Origin of the sequence: Streptomyces sp. NPDC001315 (assembly GCF_042896175.1) — a bacterium.
In the GTDB taxonomy this organism is placed as follows: Bacteria; Actinomycetota; Actinomycetes; order Streptomycetales; family Streptomycetaceae; genus Streptomyces.
The window spans coordinates 40390-59362 of record NZ_JBIAWZ010000004.1; the positions used below are offsets into that span (position 1 = coordinate 40390).

The window sequence follows — 18973 nt, forward strand, 5'->3', positions numbered from 1 at the left end:
GCCAGCCGGCTAGTGCACGCCCAGCCAGCTCTCGACGGGGTTCAGGGCGTAGTAGACAAGGAAGATCACCGTGAGGCCCCACATGAAGGCCCCGGTCTCCCGGGCCTTGCCCTGGGCGATCCGGATGGCGACGTACGAGAGGACTCCGGCCGCCACGCCCGCCGTGATGGAGTACGTGAACGGCATGATCACGACGGTCAGGAAGACCGGGATCGCGGTGGCGCGGTCGGCCCAGTCCACATGGCGGGCGTTCGTCATCATCATGGCGCCGATGACCACCAGGGCCGCGGCCGCGACCTCGCCGGGCACGATCGCCGTGAGGGGGGTGAAGAACAGGCAGGCGGCGAAGAGGAGTCCGGTGACCACGGACGACAGGCCCGTACGGGCTCCCTCGCCGACGCCCGTCGCCGACTCGACGAACACGGTCTGGCCCGACGCGCCGGCGACGCCGCCGATCGCGCCGCCCGCGCCGTCGATGAACAGCGCCTTGGACAGGCCCGGCATCCGGCCCCGCTCGTCGGCGAGCCCGGCCTCGGTGCCGACGCCGATGATCGTCGCCATGGCGTCGAAGAAGCCGGCCAGCACGAGCGTGAAGACGATCATGCCTACCGTCATCGCGCCGACGTCGCCCCAGCCGCCGAACTCGACGTCACCGAAGAGCGAGAAGTCCGGCACGGAGACCGCGCTGCCGTGCAACTCCGGTGCACCGCTCGCCCATTGCCCGGGGTCGATCGCCCCCACCGCGTTGAGCGCCACCGCGAGAACCGTGCCGCCGACGATACCGATCAGGATCGCGCCGGGAACGCCCCGAGCCTGGAGCATGAAGATCGCCAGGAGGGTCACGGCGAAGAGCAGGACGGGCCAGCCGGCGAGTTCACCGGTCGGGCCGAGGGTGACCGGGGTCGCCTTGCCCTGGTGCACGAAGCCGGCCTTGTAGAAGCCGATCAGGGCGACGAACAGGCCGATGCCCATGGTGATCGCGTGCTTGAGGGCCAGCGGAATCGCGTTCATGATCATCTCGCGTAGGCCGGTGACGACCAGGAGCATGATGACCACGCCGTACATCACGCACATGCCCATGGCCTGCGGCCAGGTCATCTGCGGGGCGACCTGTGAGGACAGGACGCCGGAGACGGAGAGTCCGGCGGCGAGCGCGAGGGGCACCTTGCCGAAGGAGCCCATCAGCAGCGTGGTGAACGCCGCCGCGAACGCGGTCGCGGTGATCAGGGCCTGCTGGCCGAGGGTGTTCCCCGCCGCGTCCTTGCCGGACAGGATGAGGGGATTGAGCAGGAGGATGTACGCCATCGCCATGAAGGTGGTGACGCCGCCGCGCACTTCGCGCGCGACCGTGGATCCCCGCCGGGATAGGTGAAAGTACCGGTCGAGCCAGGACCTGCCGGCCGGGACGCGGGTTCCCGCACCCGCGTCTTCGGCGGTGGTCCTGGGCTCCACTGACTGCTGGGTCATGGTGCCGTCTCCCAAGGTTCATAGGGGCACCCACGCAACCGCCCTGACGGGCGCGGGGTTTGGGAAGGTGCACGACCCGGGGGACGGCCCGAGACGAACTGGGTGTGCTGCGGACGCCGGACTGCTTACGCGGTTCCGGTCAGGTGCTCCGGGCGTACCGGCGTCCGGTTGAGCTCCAGCCCCGTCGCGTTCCGGATGGCCGCGAGGACCGCCGGGGTGGACGACAGGGTCGGCGCCTCGCCGATGCCGCGCAACCCGTACGGGGCGTGGTCGTCGGCGAGTTCGAGCACGTCGACCGGGATCGTCGGCGTGTCGAGGATGGTGGGGATCAGGTAGTCGGTGAAGGAGGGGTTCCTGACCTTCGCCGTCTTCGGGTCGACGATGATCTCCTCCATGACCGCCACGCCGAGACCCTGGGTCGTACCGCCCTGGATCTGGCCCACGACGGACAGCGGGTTGAGGGCTTTGCCGACGTCCTGGGCGCAGGCCAGTTCGATGACCTTGACCAGGCCGAGCTCGGTGTCGACCTCGACGACGGCGCGGTGGGCGGCGAAGCTGTACTGGACGTGGCCGTTGCCCTGACCGGTGCGCAGGTCGAAGGCCTCGGTCGGCCGGTGCCGCCATTCGGCCTCGACCTCGACGGCCTCGCCCTCGAGCACGTCGACCAGGTCGGCGAGGACCTCGCCGCCGTCGGTGACGACCTTGCCGCTCTCCAGGAGCAGCTCGGCGGTGGCCCAGGCGGGGTGGTAGGTGCCGAACTTGCGGCGGCCGAGCTCCAGGACCCTCTCCCGGACCAGCTCGCAGGAGTTCTTGACGGCGCCACCGGTGACGTACGTCTGCCGCGAGGCCGAAGTGGAGCCCGCGGAACCGACCTGCGTGTCCGCCGGCTGGATCGTCACCTGCGCGACGCCCAGCTCGGTGCGGGCGATCTGCGCGTGGACGGTGACCCCGCCCTGGCCGACCTCCGCCATCGCGGTGTGGACGGTGGCGACGGGCTCGCCGGCGATGACCTCCATGCGGACCTTGGCGGTGGAGTAGTCGTCGAAGCCCTCGGAGAAGCCGACGTTCTTGATGCCGACCGCGTAGCCGATGCCGCGTACGACGCCCTCGCCGTGCGTGGTGTTGGACAGACCGCCGGGCAGCTGTCGTACGTCCGCGCCCTCGCTGCTCTCCCACTGGCGCTCCGGCGGCAGCGGCATCGCCTTGACTCGGCGCAGGAGTTCGGCGACCGGCGCCGGGGAGTCGACGGGCTGGCCGGTCGGCAGCAGCGTGCCCTGCTCCATCGCGTTGAGCTGACGGAACTCGACCCGGTCCATGCCCACCTTGTCGGCGAGCTTGTCCATCTGGGCCTCGTACGCGAAGCACGCCTGGACCGCGCCGAAACCGCGCATGGCTCCGCAGGGCGGGTTGTTGGTGTAGAGCGCGATCGCCTCGATGTCGACGTTGTCGATGACGTACGGTCCGGCGCCCAGCGAGGAGGCGTTGCCGACGACCGCCGGGGAGGCCGACGCGTAGGCGCCGCCGTCCAGGACGATTCGGCACTTCATGTGCGTGAGCTTGCCGTCCTTGGTGGCGCCGTGCTCGTAGTGGAGCTTGGCCGGGTGGCGGTGGACGTGCCCGAAGAACGACTCGAAGCGGTTGTAGACGATCTTGACCGGTTTGCCCGTGCGCAGCGCCAGCAGGCAGGCGTGGATCTGCATCGACAGGTCCTCGCGGCCGCCGAACGCGCCGCCGACGCCGGACAGCGTCATCCGCACCTTGTCCTCGGGCAGGCCGAGCACGGGCGCGATCTGGCGCAGGTCGGAGTGCAGCCACTGGGTGGCGATGTAGAGGTCGACGCCGCCGTCCTCGGCGGGTACGGCGAGACCGGACTCGGGGCCGAGAAAGGCCTGGTCCTGCATGCCGAAGGTGTACTCGCCCCTGACCACGAAGTCGGCCTTCGCGGCGGCCTCTTCGACGTTGCCGCGGACGATCGGCTGACGGTGGAGGATGTTCGGGTGCGGGACGTGGCCGATGTGGTGGTCGGTGCGGCCCTCGTGGACGAGGATCGCGTCCGGCGCGGTCGCGGAGGCCTCGTCGGTGATGACCGGGAGCTCGCGGTACTCGACCTTGATCTTGGCGGCGGCGCGGCGCGCGGTCTCCGGATGGTCGGCGGCGACGATGGCGACCGGCTCGCCGTGGTGGCGTACCTTGCCGTGCGCGAGGACCGGGGTGTCCTGGATCTCCAGGCCGTAGTTCTTCACGTCGGTCGGCAGGTCGTCGTACGTCATGACGGCGTGGACGCCGGGCTGCGCGAGGGCCTCGCTCGTGTCGATCGACACGATCTCGGCGTGCGCGACCGGGGAGCGCAGGATCTGGCCCCAGAGCATGTCCTCGTGCCACATGTCGGACGAGTACGCGAACTCGCCGGTGACTTTGAGGGTGCCGTCCGGGCGGAGCGTGGACTCGCCGATGCCGCCCTTGGTCCGGGAATCCTGGGTGATCTTCGTGGGTGCGCCGTTGGTGGGCATCGTCAGACCGCCTCTCCCTGCCGGGCGGCCGCCAGGCGGACCGCGTCCATGATCTTCTCGTAGCCGGTGCAGCGGCACAGGTTGCCCGACAGCGCCTCGCGGATGTCCGCGTCGGTCGGATTCGGGTTGCGCTCGAGCATCTCGTCGGCGGCGACCAGCAGACCCGGGGTGCAGAAGCCGCACTGGACGGCGCCGGCGTCGATGAACGCCTGCTGAATGGGGGAGAGTTCGGCGCCCTCGCCGGTCCGGGAGTCGGTGGGCCTGGCGGCCCACCCCTTGGCCTCGTCCAAAGATGTGCCACATTCCGCGGAAGTGTCACACTTTTCGGAACCGCAGGCCCGCTGCCGGGCGAACTCCGCCAGCCCCTCGACGGTGACGACCTCACGCCCCTCGACCTGACCGGCGGCGACCAGGCAGGAACACACCGGCACGCCGTCCAGGCGAACCGTGCAGGAACCGCACTCACCCTGCTCGCAGGCGTTCTTGGAACCCGGCAGACCGAGCCGCTCCCGCAGCACGTACAGCAGGGACTCGCCCTCCCATACGTCGTCGGCTTCCTGCGGACGTCCGTTGACAGTGAAGTTGACGCGCATCAGGCGACTCCCTCCGTGCGGGCGGCGGTGCCGCGATACGACTCCCAGGTCCAGGTCAGCGTGCGGCGGGCCATGACGCCGACCGCGTGGCGGCGGTAGCTCGCGGTGCCCCGGACGTCGTCGATCGGGTTGCAGGCGGCGGAGCACAGGTCCGCGAACTGCTTGGCGACCGACGGGGTGATGATCTTTCCGTTGTCCCAGAAGCCGCCCTCTTCGAGCGCCGCGTTCAGGAAGTCCTCTGCCGTCTTCGCCCGGACGGGGGTGGGGGCGGCGGAGCCGATGCCGGTGCGGACCGTGCGGGTCTCGGGGTGCAGGGCCAGACCGAAGGCGCAGACCGCGATGACCATGGCGTTGCGGGTGCCGACCTTGGAGTACTGCTGCGGGCCGTCGGCCTTCTTGATGTGGACGGCGCGGATGAGTTCGTCGGCGGCGAGCGCGTTGCGCTTCACGCCGGTGTAGAACGCGTCGATCGGGATCAGGCGCGAGCCACGTACCGACTCGACCTCGACCTCGGCGCCGGCCGCGAGCAGGGCGGGGTGGGCGTCGCCGGCCGGAGAGGCGGTGCCGAGGTTGCCGCCGACGCCGCCGCGGTTGCGGATCTGCGGGGAGGCGACCGTGTGCGAGGCCAGGGCCAGGCCCGGCAGTTCGGCGCGCAGGTTCTCCATGATCTTCGCGTACGGGACGGAGGCTCCCAGCCGCACGCTCTCCTCGCCGACCTCCCACTCGTACAGGTCGCCGACGCGGTTCAGGTCGAGCAGGTACTCGGGCCGGCGGTGGTCGAAGTTGATCTCGACCATCACATCGGTGCCACCCGCAATCGGCACAGCTGTGGGGTGCTCGGCCTTGGCGGCGAGCGCCTCCTCCCAGCTGGCGGGGCGAAGGAAGTCCATGACCGGCTCTCTTCTTCTTCGTCTCGTGGGTCGTACGGATCGAGCCAGATCGTGTGCGGCGGGGCCGGCTCGTTCACGTGCTGTTTACGCGGAGTGAGCTCAGTACACCGCGCGGTACTCCGACGGGGTCAGTCACCGAAACCATGAAGGAGTTGGCTGGCCAGCAGGGGCATCTTGTAGATTCGTATGAACGGAAGCCATCAGTAACCTCTTGGTTTTCCTGTGGAAACGTGAGACTCGGCCCGGTATCTCCCGGGCCGTCGCCCTCCCGCGCCGAGAACCCTCTCGCCGGATCGCCTGACCACAAGACCCTTCAAGATTCATCGTAGATTTCGAGACAAAGAACGGCGGCGACGAGAATGCGGCTGCGCGCACTGCTGGACACCGATGCGCTGGGTCTGCGGCTGCTCGGCGGCGAGGACGAGCTGGACCGCACCGTACGCGGTGTGATGACCACCGACCTCAGGGACCCCAGCCGCTATCTGGCGGGCGGCGAGCTGGTGCTGACGGGACTGGCGTGGCGCCGGGACGCCGAGGACTCCGAGCCGTTCGTACGGACCCTGGCGGGGGCCGGGGTGGCGGGTGTCGCCGCCGGTACGGCCGAGTTCGGGTACGTGCCCGAGGACCTGGTCGTGGCCTGCGCCCGGCACCGGATGCCGCTGTTCGCGGTGCACGAGTCGGTGGCGTTCGCGACGATCACCGAGCACGTGGTCCGGCAGGTGTCCGGCGAGCGGGCCGGGGACCTCGCGGCCGTGGTCGACCGGCACCGCCGGATGATGACCTCGGGCCCGGCGGGCGGCGGCCCGGACGTGGTCCTCGATCTGCTCGGCTCGGACCTGGACCTGCGAGCCTGGGTGCTCTCCCCGGCCGGCCGGCTCATCGCGGGCCCGAAGGTGGCGGGCCCCGCGCTGCCCGCCGAGGTGTGCGCCAGGCTCGCCGCGGAACACCTGACCGCCACCCGCACGGGCCGGCGCAAGCCGCACCGGGTGACGCTCGGCTCCGCCACGTACTCGCTCTTCCCGATCCGCAGCAGCGGCCGTTCGTCGCAGGGCTCCCGGGACGTGCGCGAGACCGTGCTGTCCGACTGGCTGCTGGCGGTGGAGGCGGACGCCGGGGACTGGCCCGAGGAGCGGCTCGACCTGCTCCAGGGCGTCACCCAGCTGATCGCGGTCGAGCGGGACCGGCGGGACGCGGCCCGCACGGTCCGGCGCCGTCTGGCGCAGGAGGTGCTCGAACTGGTGCAGACGGGCGCGGCGCCCGCCGAGATCGCGGCGCGGCTGCGGGTCGCGGCGCCGGTGCTGCTGCCGGGCCTCGGCGCGGCCCCCCTTTGGCAGGTGGTCGTGGCCCGGGTCGAGTGGGAGCAAGCAGGGGGCGGTCCCGCGGGGCCCTCGGTCGAGGGTGGTGGCGGGCGCGGGGCGGGGTATGTCGAGGGCGGCCCGGTCGCCCAGTCGCTCCTGGAGGAGATCCTGGTCAACCCGCTCGCCACCGGCCCCGAGCCCTCCGACCGCATCGCCGTCGCCCACACGGGCGACGAGGCCGTCGCGCTCGTACCCCTGCCGGCCGTGTCGAGCGAGCACGACGGCTCCGAGGCGGGGGTCCTCGCCGACGTGCTCCTGGAGTCCGTACGGGACCCGCTGTCGGCCGGCCTCGACGACGACGGGCGGCTCACGCTCGGCGTCAGCGCGGCCGTGCACTCGGCGGAGGGGCTGCGCGGGGCGCTGGAGGAGGCACGGCACGCCCGGCGGGTCGCGGCGGCGCGCCCCGGCCGGGTCTGCGCGGCGGGCCACCAGGAACTGGCCTCGCACGTGCTCCTGCTGCCCTTCGTGCCGGACGACGTCCGCCGGGCCTTCACCGCCCGCCTGCTGGATCCCCTGCGCGACTACGACCGCCGCCACCGCGCCGAACTGATCCCGACCCTGGAGGCGTTTCTCGACTGCGACGGCTCCTGGACCCGGTGCGCGTCCCGGCTGCACCTGCACGTCAACACGTTGCGGTACCGGGTGGGAAGGATCGAGCAGTTGACGAGCCGTGACCTGTCCCGGCTCGAGGACAAGCTGGACTTCTTCCTGGCGTTGCGCATGAGCTGAGGTCACGGCGGCGTGGGACGGAAGGGGATCAAGTACTCTCCCCGGCCCACGACTTTGTGAAATCCTTCACCCACCCCCTTGGCCGGGCGCCAGGATTGGTGCTGGAATGCCGCCACCACTCAAAGCTCGATGGCGTGCTCGGGGAGGGCAACGTGGCGCATACCGCCATGTCTGGTAACGGAACGACCGCTGGTGACGATCCCCTCCAGACCGCGGTATGGCGGTTGCGCTCACGCGCCTGCTGGGCCGACGCGGCGGCCCTGCTCCCGCCGGAGACCGCGGCCGCCGCGCTGCAGCGGGCCGCGCTGCTGGTCGAACGGTGTCTGTACACCGAGCAGGGCTGGCAGGACGCCGAGGACGCGCTGCGTACGGCCGAGGCGCTGGCGGCCGGTGACGAGGAGCGCGGCGCGGCAGCCTGCGAACGCGGGCAACTCGCCTACGCGGCCACGCTGCACGGCGTGCGCGACCGGGCGGACGAGGCGCGGGCCGCGCTGGGGCGGGCGGCGGCGCTGATCCCTCCGGGGGTGGCGGGGCGGGCCCTGCTGGACTTCCGTCGGGGGCTGCTCGCCGAGAACCTGTCGCGTTCCCCGCAGGCGGCACGCGCCGCCTACCGCCGGGCCCACGCGGGCGCCGTAGCGCACTCCGACGCGCTGCTGCTGTCCTTCACCTGGCGCCACCTAGCGGGCCTCGCCCTCCGGGACGGCGAACTGGCGGAGGCCCGGCACGGCTTCGCCGAATCCCTCCGGATCCGGGAGGAGTTGGGCTACCTGGTCGGCACGGCACCCGCCCTGGCGTCCCTGGCGGACGCCGAGACAGAGCCGGAGGCATCACGCCTGCGCGAGGAGGCCCGGCGACTGTACCGACTCCTCGGCGGCGTACCGACGTGGCTGGCCCGACAACTGGCACCGACGCCACCGGCGGCGACGGCGTGACGGCTCCGCCGGGCCACAGGCGACTGTGCCGGCGGAGCAACACCAGCAGACGCAACCGACGACAGCCCGGCCACTCCGCCGAGCCGAGCAGGCGCAACCGACGACAGCCCGGCTGCTCCGTCAGTCCGCGAGCATGCGTGCCGTCCAGGGGCGGCGCGCATAGGCTGGGTGGGCGCGGCCGGCGCGGGTGGGCGCCGGGGGGCGCGGGTGGGCGCCGGTGGGCGCGGGCGACGCGGCCGGCGCGGGCGACGCCCCGGCAGCGCCGGGCTGCGCGACCCGCCCGCGCACGGCAGCCCACGGCGAGTGCGCGGCTCAGGGCGCCCCGGCGAAGTGCTCCCGTACCAGGGACCGCACCACATCCAGGTCCCGCGCGGTCAACGCCTCCAGCAGCGCCATGTGCTCCGCCGCGTCGGCCACCAGCTCCGCGCGCCGCTGCCGGACCGGATCCCCGACAAGAGGCCACTGCGCGCGGCGATGCAGGTCGTCGGCGATCCGGACCAGCTGTTCGTTCCCCGCGAGGGCCAGCATCGCTCGGTGGAACGCGCGGTCGGACTCGGCGTACGTGGCGCGGCAGCCGGTGGACGCGGCGCGTACCGTCGCCTCGGCGAGCGGAAGCAGCTCGGCCCAGCGGTCGGCCGGCACGGCGCGGGCGAGGCGCAGCATCACCGGGACCTCGATCAGACCCCTGACCTCGGCAAGCTCGGCCAGCTCGCGCGCGTCGCGCTCGATCACCCGGAACCCGCGGTTGAGGACGACCTCGACGGCCCCCTCCAGCGCGAGCTGCTGCATGGCCTCCCGCACGGGCGTCGCGGAGACCCCGAAGCGCTCGCCCAGCGCGGGCGCCGAATACACCTCGCCCGGCCTGAGCTCCCCGGTCACCAGCGCAGTGCGCAAGGCGTCGAGGATCTGCCCGCGCACCGAGGACCGCTGGACGGCGGGACGCGGGTGCGGGATCGGCTGCTCGCAGTGGGTGTGCTCGCCGCGGGCGGCGCCGCTCGGCGGCGCCTCGTGCTCGCGGTCCCGGCCCAGGTCCGCGGCCTGCTGCCGGGCCGGCACCCGGACCTCTCCCGGACGCACCTCGGGGGTGCCCAGCCGGGCGGAGCCCTGCGCGCTCGGCTTCACGGGCCCTCCTCCGGGTTGTCGGTACTTGGGGTCATTACGGCGGGTTGTTACTCGTCCGTCAAGCACCTTAGGCGCAGAAGTCCCCCGTTCAAATCCCAACCAATGCAGGGTAAGGTAAGGCTTACCTTCAAATGCCCTCAATCGACCGTGATTCGGTGGTCCCGGTATGCCCTTGCTCACGTCGGCCGTCGCGGACGCGTACACCCGGCTCACCGAGGTCTACCCGGGGCTGGCCGTCACGGAGCTCGGCGCCGGGGCAGCCGTCCCCGAGGGCGGCGGCTGGGTCGGCGCGGCTTCGCTCTCGGACGGCGGCGCCGGGCTCGAGGCCTTCCTGGCCTGGGACGACGCACAGGTGGTGCGGGACTACGGACAGAAGGCACGCCCGGATGTCGTGGCGAGCTTCGGACTGCACCGGTACGCCTGGCCCGCCTGCCTGCTGATCACCGTGCCCTGGTTCCTGCACCGCCGGGTGCCCCGCGTCCCCGTGACGCATGTCTCGTACGACCGCGTCGCCGGCCGCATGGCCGTCCGCGCCGCCTCCTTCGCCTGCCTGCCGGGCGATCCCGCGGCGACGCTGCCCGGCGCCCGGGTGGTCGCCGGCGAGGAGGCGCTGCGCACGGAGGTACGCGCGGCGGTCGCCGAGCACATGGAGCCGGTACTCGCCGGGTTCGGACCGCGCATGCGGCGGCGCGGGCGCGCCCTGTGGGGCATGGTGACCGACGAGGTCGTCGAGGGGCTCTGGTACGTCGCCCACCTGCTCGGCGAGGAGCGGCGCGCCATGCGCGAGCTGGAACTGCTGCTGCCGGGCGCGACCGAGCCGTACGTCGGCTCGGCCGCCTTCCGTGAGCTGACCGGGCCGGACGGCGAGCCGCTGCCCACCCGGGACCGGGCGAGCTGCTGCATGTTCTACACGGTGCGCCCGGAGGACACCTGCGCCACCTGCCCGCGCACCTGCGACGCCGACCGGGTCGCCAAGCTGAGGGCCGTCGCAACCAGTTGACACCCCCTCAGGGTCGGACGCGTCCGGGCGTCCCGTAAGATCGCCCACGAACTCGACCCCGGTACGGTTACAGGCGCTTCACAACTTTCTCACTTGTCGCGGGAACTTTCCGTGGAACCACCCGTACAGGTAGTCTTATTCGAACTCAACTCCCGCCCCTCATGCGGCAGTTCGAGCAGAACGCCGCCCTGGGCATCCCCTTGCACCTCCTTGGCGGCCTCTTGCCCCGAAACCCCCTGAGGGCCGGTGGAATTGGGCCACTATGGCGGGCGTTACGCCCTATCCCAATGCAAGGGACCCCAGATGAGATTGACCGACATATCGCTGAACTGGCTGCTTCCCGGCGCCGTACTACTCCTGGGCATGCTGGCGGCGGTTGCGGTGCTGGCGCGCGGAAAGCGCTCCTCGGGGAAGGACACGAGCGCGGACGACTCGTGGGAGCGCAGCGAAGAGCGCCGCAGGCGCAAGGAGGCCATATACGGCACAGCCTCCTATGTGCTGCTGTTCTGCTGTGCGGCTGTGGCCGCCGCGCTCTCCTTCCACGGCCTGGTCGGCTTCGGTGAGCAGAACCTCGGCCTCTCCGGCGGCTGGGAATACCTGGTGCCGTTCGGCCTCGACGGTGCGGCGATGTTCTGTTCCGTGCTCGCGGTGCGCGAGGCGAGCCACGGCGACGCGGCCCTCGGCTCCCGGATACTCGTGTGGACGTTCGCCGGTGCCGCCGCCTGGTTCAACTGGGTTCACGCGCCGCGGGGCGCCGGCCACGACGGCGCGCCGCAGTTCTTCTCCGGCATGTCCCTCTCCGCGGCGGTCCTGTTCGACCGCGCGCTGAAGCAGACCCGCCGGGCCGCGCTGCGCGAGCAGGGTCTGGTGCCGCGTCCGCTGCCGCAGATCCGCATCGTCCGCTGGCTGCGGGCCCCGCGTGAGACGTACAGTGCCTGGTCGCTGATGCTCCTGGAGGGTGTGCGCAGCCTGGACGAGGCCGTCGACGAGGTACGCGAGGACAAGCGCCAGAAGGAAGCGGCCCGACTGCGGCGCCGCGACAAGGAGCGCGTCGAGCGGGCGCAGCTCAAGGCGATCAGCCGGGGTCACCGCGGTTTCGTGGGACGCGGCGGCGGCCGCCAGATGGAGGCACAGGCCCTGGAGCGCGGCTCCGAGCGAGTCACCGCGGAGCCTGCCATATCGTCGCCGGAACAGCTGCCGCCCGTGCCCTCACGTCCGTCCCTTCAGCCCGTACGGACCGGTTCTGACCCGATCACCGTCGACCTGACCACCGAGGACGACACCATGGCCCTGCCGCGCCTCGACTCCCTGGAGCGCAAGCTCAAGGACCTCGAGCAGCAGTTCGGCTGAGCGGACAGCCCGGGACCGGGCATCACGGGAGGGGGGTGCGGCTCCGGCGAGCCGCACCCCCCTCCCGTTCGTCATGAGCGTCGGCACGCCGTTCGTCACGCGGTTCGTCACGCGGCATTCGCGTCGAGCTCGAACCACACCGCCTTCCCGACCCCGTGCGGCTGCACACCCCACGCGTCCGCGAGGGACTGCACCAGGACCAGACCCCTGCCGTGCGTACTGTCGTCGGTGTCCGGTACCGGCAGCCGGGGCCGGCGGGCGACGAAGTCCCGTACCTCCACCCGGAGCCCGTCGGGCCCGACGGTGGCGGTCAGCAGCGCCTCGCGGTCGGTGTGCACGAGGGCGTTGGTGACGAGCTCGCTGGTGAGCAGCTCCGCGATCTCCGACCGACCCGGCTTCCCCCAGTGCCGCAGCAGTTCGCGCAGCGCCCTGCGCGCCTCGGGCACCGCGCGCAGGTCCGCCCGCCCCAGTCTGCGCCGCAGCTGCGGCGACCGCGCCCGCTCCCCGGCGCCGTCGGCCTCTTCGTCCGCTGTCCTCGTGTTCGCCGAGGCGACCCCGATCGCCATGGGCCCGCTCCCCCGTGCCTGCCTCTTCATGACCCCCGCCCGCGCGCCGATGTCGGTTCCCCTCCAGCTCGAACACGTTCACGGGATCCATGCCCCACAGGCGCGGCGGCAGTCATGTCGAATCCTCGACGACCAGGTGTTCGGCCACGCACACGGCACCTCGGACGGATGCCAGGACAAGTGTCCGCGGAGCCGCCCGGGTGGGTACAGGACATCTGACAGAGCCGTCCGAGCCGCCGAGGAGACCGCCGTGCACGACGACCGAACCCTGGTGGAGGCGCGCCTGGAGCGGGCCCTGCGACAGTTCGTGCGGCCCGCGCAGTACGGGGCCAGGGTGCCGCTGGTGCTGTCCGTGTGGCACGTGCCGGGTGAGCCGGTGCCGGTGGACCAGGCCCTGCAGGCGGCCTACCAGCCCTTCACGGCCGGCACGGAGTGGGGAAAGCCCTGGTCGACGAGCTGGTTCCGGTTGGAGGGGCGGGTTCCCGAGGAGTGGGCGGGCCGCCGGGTGGAGGCGGTGATCGACCCCGGGTTCACCGGCGACGGGCCCGGTTTCCAGGCGGAGGGGCTGCTGTACGACGCCGCCGGAGTGCCGCTGAAAGGAATTCACCCGCGCAACCGTCACCTGACCGTCGGCCACCCCGCGAGCGGAGGCGAGCCGGTCCATCTGCTCCTGGAAGCGGCGGCCAACCCGGCGGTACTGCACGGCTTCGAGCCGACGCGCCTGGGAGACGTCCTGACCGCGGGAGATCGGCCCGTCTACCGATTCCGCTCTGCCGAACTGGCCGTACTCGACGAGCACGTGTGGCAGTTGGTCCTCGACATCGAGGTGCTGTCGGAGCTGATGCACGAGCTGGACGCGGACCGTCCGCGGCGCCACGAGATCCTGCGCGCCCTGGAGGACATGCTCGACACGCTCGACCTGCACGACGTGCCCGGCACGGCCCCCGCGGCCCGCGCGGCCCTCACGGACGTCCTGTCCCGCCCGGCCTCCGCGAGCGCGCACCGCGTCTCGGCGACCGGGCACGCCCACATCGACTCGGCCTGGCTGTGGCCCCTGCGCGAGACCGTCCGCAAGGCCTCCCGCACCTTCGCCAACGTCACCGCACTCGCCGCCGACTACCCCGAGCTGGTCTTCTCCTGTTCGCAGGCCCAGCAGTACGCGTGGGTGAAGGAGCACCAGCCGCACATCTGGGAGCGCATCAGGAAGGCGGTGCGGGACGGCAACTGGGCGCCGGTCGGCTCGATGTGGGTGGAGTCGGACGCCAACATGCCCGGCGGTGAGGCGCTGGTCCGCCAGATCACCCACGGCAGGCGCTTCTTCGCCGAGGAGCTGGGCGTGGAGACCGAGGAGATCTGGCTGCCCGACTCCTTCGGCTACACCGCCGCCTTCCCGCAGCTCGCGAAGTTGGCCGGAATCCGCTGGTTCCTCACCCAGAAACTCAGCTGGAACCAGTCCAACCGCATGCCTCACCACTCCTTCTGGTGGGAGGGCATCGACGGCACACGCGTCTTCACCCACTTCCCGCCGGTCGACACGTACAACTCGCAGCTGCACGGCCGCGAACTCGCCCACGCGGAGCGCAACTTCGCCGACAAGGGCCGCGCCACCCGCTCCCTGGTCCCCTTCGGCTGGGGCGACGGCGGTGGCGGTCCCACGAGGGAGATGCTGGAGAAGGCGCGGCGCCTGCGTTCGCTGGAGGGCTCACCACGGGTCGAGATCGAACAGCCCTCCGCCTTCTTCGCCGCCGCCGAGGAGGAGTACGGTCCGCACGCGCCGGTGTGGTCGGGCGAGCTGTACCTCGAACTGCACCGGGCCACCTACACCACGCAGGCCAAGACCAAGCAGGGCAACCGGCGCTGCGAACACGCCCTGCGCGAGGCGGAGTTGTGGTGCACGACGGCAGCGGTGCGCAGTCCGGCGTACGCCTATCCCCACGACGCCCTGGACCGGCTGTGGAAGACGGTGCTGCTGCACCAGTTCCACGACATCCTGCCGGGCTCGTCGATCGCGTGGGTGCACCGGGAGGCACGGGAGACGTACGCGCGTGTGCTGGGGGAGCTGGCGGAGATCACGGCGGAGGCGGTGCGGGCGCTGGGGCCGGGCCGGCGGACGGCGCTCAACTCATCACCGTACGAACGGACCGAGGTGGTCGGGGACGGCGTCGTGACGGTGCCGGGGCTGGGAAGCGCGGCGGTCGCGGCGACGGCCTCCGAGGCCGTCGGGACCGTGCGGACCGAACGCACGGGCGACACCATCGTGCTGGAGAACGCCTGGACGCGCGTACGGATCGACGCCGACGGTCTGATCGAGTCCGTACGGGATCTCACGGCGGACCGTGAAGTCCTGTGCGGCCGGGGCAACCTCCTCCAACTGCACCCCGACCACCCCAACGCCTGGGACGCCTGGGACATCGACCGGCACTACCGGCGCCGGCACACGGACCTGACGGACGCCGAGTCGGTCGAGCTGCTGGAGGAGGGGCCGCTGCGGGCGACGGTGCGGGTGACCCGGACGTTCGGCAAGTCCCGGATCACCCAGGAGATCCGGCTCACGGCGGCGAGCCGGCGCCTCGACATCGTCACGGACGTCGACTGGCAGGAGTCCGAGAAGGTCCTCAAGGCCGCCTTCCCCCTCGACGTGCACGCCGAGCGCTCCGCCGCCGAGATCCAGTTCGGCCACGTCCATCGGCCCACCCACGCGAACACGTCCTGGGACGCGGCCCGTTTCGAGATCTGCGCCCACCGCTGGCTGCGGGTCGCGGAGGAGGGCTACGGCGTGGCGGTCCTCAACGACTCGACGTACGGCCACGACGTGACCCGCACCCCGCACGAAGGCGGCCTCGGCACGACCGTACGCCTGACCCTGCTGCGCGCCCCGCACAGTCCCGACCCCGAGACCGACCTCGGCACGCACCGCTTCACCTACGCGCTGCTGCCGGGGGCGGGCGTCGGGGACGCGGTCGCGGAGGGGCTGGCGCTCAACCTGCCGCTGCGGGTGACCGAGGCGCCGCTCCTCGCGCCGCTGGTGCGCGTGGACGACCCGGCCGTGACGATCGAGTCGGTCAAGCTCGCGGACGACCGCAGTGGAGACGTGGTCGTACGGCTCTACGAGTCCCGGGGCGGGCGGGCCCGGTTCGAGCTGACGGCGGACTTCCCGGTGTCCCGGACGGAGATGACGGATCTCCTCGAACGACCGCGGTCCGAGACGTCGGTGACCTCCGGTCCCACGGTCCTGCGACCGTTCGAGATCCGCACCCTGAGGCTGCGGCGGGGGTGACCCGCACCTCCAGCTCGGCTCTGTCGGGAACCGCGGAGGGGCAGGCGCGCTACGCGGTTGCGACAGAGTCGGGCTGAGAGGAACCCTGCGCAGCCTGGTCGGCAGAGGCAATGAGGCTGCGATACTCACCTTCTGCCGTGACGTCATCGGCGCACAGGAGCAGTGCCGCTTCCCAGGCTGCGCGGGCCTCGGCATGGCGCCCGGCCGCATGCAGGACATGACCGTGCTCCGTATGGCCGAGCCGTTGGGAAACAATGTCACCCTGGGCAAGGGCGCGGTCCAGGACCACCACGCACTCGCCGTCGGCTCGGTCGTACTCGCCGACGGCCCGCAGGCTGCGGCTCAGTCCAAGACGGATCTCCCGTTCGGTTACCCAGTCGCTCTCCGCGAGAGTGAACGCCAACGCGGCCTCGAAGTGGTGGAGTGCGCTGTCGTTGTCGCCAAGTGCCAGGTGAGCGTGTCCGATGTTGCAGCGCGCCTGCAGCTCGACGATGGGCATGTCCAGCTTCCGTCCAACCGCAATGCTCTGCTCGTAGTAGCCAATGGCCAGTTGCGGTCGGTCCTCGACGTAATGGATGTTGCCGATGTTCGTCAAGGTCAACGCCTCGTTGTAGAGGTCTCCCGCCTCCTGGCAGCGTCGCAGGCATTCATGCAATGCCGCGTCCGCCTCCTGCATGCGGCCGAGCTCCCGCAGCAGCATTCCACGGTTGCTCATCTCCGCACGCATTCCGTAGTCATCCCCGATGGCCCGGCACACGTCGATCAGGTGGTCCACCGTCTGCAGAGAAGCTTCGGGTCGTCCGCTTCCCCAGTGCGCGGCGGCCACGTAGTTGTGAGCCAGAATCCGTGCCTCGTCCGAACCGTGTGCTTCGGCCAGTGTCGCGAGCGTGCGCGCCGTGGACAGCAAGGTTTCGAAGTGGCCCCGTTGCATCAGGACGGCACTCGTCGCAAGGCTCAGGGCAATGATGTGATCGGTGGACAGGGACGCGAGGTCGGGTTGTCCGAGGAGTGCCATCAGGTTCGCGCGCTCGGCGTCGAACCACGTCACCGCCTCGTCCGCATCGCTGGGCACCCGGATGTCGTCGGGGGGCGTCAGCGGCTTGACCCAACGGTGGCCTGGTGGGAGCACCGCGCGCGCGGCGCCGCTTGTCATGGCCGCGTACCAGTGCACGGCGCGTTCGGTTGCCGCGGCGCGGGTGACGGCATCGTCGCCGTCTTGCGAAAGGGCCAGTTCCCGCATGACATCACGGACCAGGTCGTGCGGGACGTAGTGCCCGAACTGAACTTCTTCCAGGAGAGCAACGTCGACCAGCCGGTTGAGGGCAGCCTCGGCCCGCCGGTGTGAGACGCCCATGAGCCGGGCCGCCACCGGCGGGCTGTAGTGGGCCACGTGGAGCAGACCGAGCCGCCGAAAGGCGAGGGCGGCCGTACGATCGTCGATGCTGTCGGCCTGAGCCAGCGCTTGATAGGCGACGGACAGCGAACCGCGGACGCTCAGGTCGTCGAAGTCCAGTTGGTCCAGCCGTTGTTGCTGCACGGTGAGCGATGCGACCACGGCGTCGATGGACAGGCTCCTCCGGGCCGCCAGCCGGGCGGAGATCACCCGCAGTGCCAGCGGAAGCCGGCCGCACAGTTCCACCAGCCGACGGACGGACCCGTCGGCCGACGTCACGCCCTCGGCGATGCCCCGCCCCGACACGAGTCGTACCAGTGCGAGGCTGTCGTCCTCGGTGAGCGGATCGAGCGCGATCGTCACGGCTTCGAGTGTGGCCAGCGGGGAGCGGCTGGTGACCAGGACCGCGCAGCCGGGGGCCGCGGGTAACAGTGGACGTACCTGGGCGGCGGTCGCTGCGTCGTCCAGGACGAGCAGGGTGCGGGTGGGCGCCAGGACGGAACGCAGCAGCGCGGCGGCCGCATCGGTGTCGTCCGGTCCGGTGGGCAGCTGTCCGGCCCGCACGCCCAGGTCCCTGAGCAGGATGGCCAGCGCCCGCCACGGGCTCAGCGGTCTCAGGCCCGTGGTGGCCCCGTTCAGGCGGAGGAACAACTGCCCGTCGGGGAACACGTCGCGCAGTGCTGTGGCGGTCTCCACCGCCAGGGCGGTCTTGCCGACACCCGCCATCCCGCACACCACAGCGAGCCGCGGCCGGCCTGCGTCCTGCCCGAGCACCGCGCGCAGATTATCCATCTGCTCACCGCGGCCGACGAAACTACGCGCGGTGGGCGGTAGTTGGGCCGGGATGGGCGCCGCCACCCGAGCGGCTTCTGCCTGTGGCATTTCCCCCGCCGGGGCGGGCACCGGCTGCGGCTCGGAGTCGGTGAGGATCCGCTGATGCGCCTCCTGCACAGCCGGCCCTGGCTCGACACCGAGCTCCGCGACCAACGTGCGGCGCAACCGGTGATACACCTCCAATGCCTCAGCCCGCCGTCCGGCACGGTAGAGGCACAACATCAGCTGGCGGTGGAACGCCTCACGCAGGGGATGCTCAGCCACGCAGTTGGCCAGCTCCGCCACCAGGCCCTGGTCGCGGCCCTGATGGAGAGCTGCGTCGAAGCGCCACTCCAGCGCCTGCAGCCTCATCTCGACGAGCTGCTCGACCTCCGGGTGGGTCTCGGCCGCACGGGGCCGATCCGACAGCGGCCGACCACGCCACAGCGTGAGGGCCGCCGTGACCGCCGCAGACACCGTCTCCCAGTCCTCGGCCAGCACCGCGCTACGGGCGCGCTGCAGATGCCCGGTGAACTCCTCGACGTCCGACTCACCGTCACCGACGGCCAGGAGGTAACCACCTGCCACGGACCTGATCCGGTCCGCGCCGATCGCCCGCCTGAGCCGGGCCACATGGTTGTGGAGCGAGGCGTGCGCCGACTCGGGCGGGGAGTCGCCCCACAGGGCGGCGCACAGGGTTTCCATCGTCACCGGGCGGTTGGCCCGCAGCAGCAGGGTGGCGAGCAGCGACCGGAGTATCGGCCCCGCGACGGGCACCTCCTCAGCGCCGTCGTGGACAGTCAGCGCACCAAGCAGTGAGAACCGCACCTGCACCCCCGGGAGCCGCCCCTCTGCCCGTCGGCCCCTCGGCCGTGTTAGCGGCATGTTAGCCGCTTATGAGACACCCGTCCCAAGATTATCTGCAGGGCAGTCGAACGCCCTTCCGTACCGGTCTGTACGGAGAGAACGAGGA

Annotated in this window: 12 protein-coding genes; 5 read left to right on the plus strand and 7 right to left on the minus strand. The window is 71.4% G+C overall.

From position 1 onward, the window contains the following. Window positions 1-9 precede the first annotated feature (9 nt). From ACFY16_RS13720 to ACFY16_RS13735, 4 genes are all read right to left on the minus strand, one after another. Window positions 10-1467: an NCS2 family permease gene (locus tag ACFY16_RS13720; RefSeq protein WP_390647297.1), complete on the minus strand. Its 1458-nt coding sequence runs from the start codon at window positions 1465-1467 to the stop codon at window positions 10-12. Between the two features lie 125 nt (window positions 1468-1592). Beyond that, window positions 1593-3977 (minus strand): xanthine dehydrogenase family protein molybdopterin-binding subunit, encoded by a 2385-nt coding sequence (locus tag ACFY16_RS13725; protein ID WP_390647298.1) that lies wholly within the window; start codon window positions 3975-3977, stop codon window positions 1593-1595. A gap of 2 nt (window positions 3978-3979) precedes the next feature. Then, a complete protein-coding gene (locus ACFY16_RS13730) occupies window positions 3980-4570 on the minus strand; it encodes a (2Fe-2S)-binding protein (protein ID WP_390647299.1) in 591 nt (196 codons plus the stop codon). Next, window positions 4570-5460 carry an FAD binding domain-containing protein gene (locus ACFY16_RS13735; RefSeq protein ID WP_390647300.1) on the minus strand — a complete coding sequence of 297 codons (891 nt, stop codon included), beginning with the start codon at window positions 5458-5460 and terminating at the stop codon, window positions 4570-4572. The genes ACFY16_RS13730 and ACFY16_RS13735 overlap by 1 nt, the downstream gene beginning before the upstream one ends. Window positions 5461-5819: 359 nt before the next feature. On the opposite strand from ACFY16_RS13735, the gene ACFY16_RS13740 reads away from it, so the two are divergent. Next, window positions 5820-7547 carry a PucR family transcriptional regulator gene (locus tag ACFY16_RS13740; protein WP_390647301.1) on the plus strand — a complete coding sequence of 576 codons (1728 nt, stop codon included), beginning with the start codon at window positions 5820-5822 and terminating at the stop codon, window positions 7545-7547. Window positions 7548-7699: 152 nt separating this feature from the next. Further along, the gene (locus tag ACFY16_RS13745) at window positions 7700-8479 is read left to right on the plus strand and encodes a hypothetical protein (RefSeq protein WP_390647302.1); all 780 of its coding nucleotides are present in this window, start codon (window positions 7700-7702) and stop codon (window positions 8477-8479) included. Between the two features lie 312 nt (window positions 8480-8791). Here the strand turns inward: ACFY16_RS13745 and ACFY16_RS13750 are convergent, their stop codons facing one another. Further along, window positions 8792-9601 carry a GntR family transcriptional regulator gene (locus ACFY16_RS13750; protein ID WP_390647303.1) on the minus strand — a complete coding sequence of 270 codons (810 nt, stop codon included), beginning with the start codon at window positions 9599-9601 and terminating at the stop codon, window positions 8792-8794. Window positions 9602-9767: 166 nt separating this feature from the next. Here ACFY16_RS13750 and ACFY16_RS13755 point away from each other — a divergent pair, with 166 nt between their 5' ends. Both ACFY16_RS13755 and ACFY16_RS13760 read left to right on the plus strand, forming a co-directional pair. Further along, window positions 9768-10601, plus strand: a complete 834-nt coding sequence (locus ACFY16_RS13755; RefSeq protein ID WP_390647304.1) for a (2Fe-2S)-binding protein — start codon at window positions 9768-9770, stop codon at window positions 10599-10601. Window positions 10602-10904: 303 nt separating this feature from the next. Beyond that, window positions 10905-11951 carry a DUF2637 domain-containing protein gene (locus ACFY16_RS13760; RefSeq protein ID WP_390647305.1) on the plus strand — a complete coding sequence of 349 codons (1047 nt, stop codon included), beginning with the start codon at window positions 10905-10907 and terminating at the stop codon, window positions 11949-11951. A gap of 107 nt (window positions 11952-12058) precedes the next feature. Here ACFY16_RS13760 and ACFY16_RS13765 read toward each other — a convergent pair whose 3' ends face one another. After that, window positions 12059-12517 carry an ATP-binding protein gene (locus tag ACFY16_RS13765; RefSeq protein ID WP_390647306.1) on the minus strand — a complete coding sequence of 153 codons (459 nt, stop codon included), beginning with the start codon at window positions 12515-12517 and terminating at the stop codon, window positions 12059-12061. Window positions 12518-12767: 250 nt separating this feature from the next. Between ACFY16_RS13765 and ACFY16_RS13770 the strand changes: the two genes are divergently transcribed. Then, window positions 12768-15794, plus strand: coding sequence for an alpha-mannosidase (locus ACFY16_RS13770; RefSeq protein WP_390647307.1), 3027 nt, complete (start codon window positions 12768-12770; stop codon window positions 15792-15794). Between the two features lie 49 nt (window positions 15795-15843). Here the strand turns inward: ACFY16_RS13770 and ACFY16_RS13775 are convergent, their stop codons facing one another. Next, window positions 15844-18834, minus strand: coding sequence for a BTAD domain-containing putative transcriptional regulator (locus tag ACFY16_RS13775; RefSeq protein ID WP_390647308.1), 2991 nt, complete (start codon window positions 18832-18834; stop codon window positions 15844-15846). Window positions 18835-18973 lie beyond the last annotated feature (139 nt).

Excerpts from the sequence above, each read along its gene's own strand:
- ACFY16_RS13720 (WP_390647297.1), bottom strand. The coding sequence starts at position 1,467 with ATGACCCAGCAGTCAGTGGAGCCCAGGACCACCGCCGAAGACGCGGGT.
- ACFY16_RS13725 (WP_390647298.1), bottom strand. The coding sequence starts at position 3,977 with ATGCCCACCAACGGCGCACCCACGAAGATCACCCAGGATTCCCGGACC.
- ACFY16_RS13730 (WP_390647299.1), bottom strand. The coding sequence starts at position 4,570 with ATGCGCGTCAACTTCACTGTCAACGGACGTCCGCAGGAAGCCGACGAC.
- ACFY16_RS13735 (WP_390647300.1), bottom strand. The coding sequence starts at position 5,460 with ATGGACTTCCTTCGCCCCGCCAGCTGGGAGGAGGCGCTCGCCGCCAAG.
- ACFY16_RS13740 (WP_390647301.1), top strand. The coding sequence starts at position 5,820 with ATGCGGCTGCGCGCACTGCTGGACACCGATGCGCTGGGTCTGCGGCTG.
- ACFY16_RS13755 (WP_390647304.1), top strand. The coding sequence starts at position 9,768 with ATGCCCTTGCTCACGTCGGCCGTCGCGGACGCGTACACCCGGCTCACC.
- ACFY16_RS13760 (WP_390647305.1), top strand. The coding sequence starts at position 10,905 with ATGAGATTGACCGACATATCGCTGAACTGGCTGCTTCCCGGCGCCGTA.
- ACFY16_RS13765 (WP_390647306.1), bottom strand. The coding sequence starts at position 12,517 with ATGGCGATCGGGGTCGCCTCGGCGAACACGAGGACAGCGGACGAAGAG.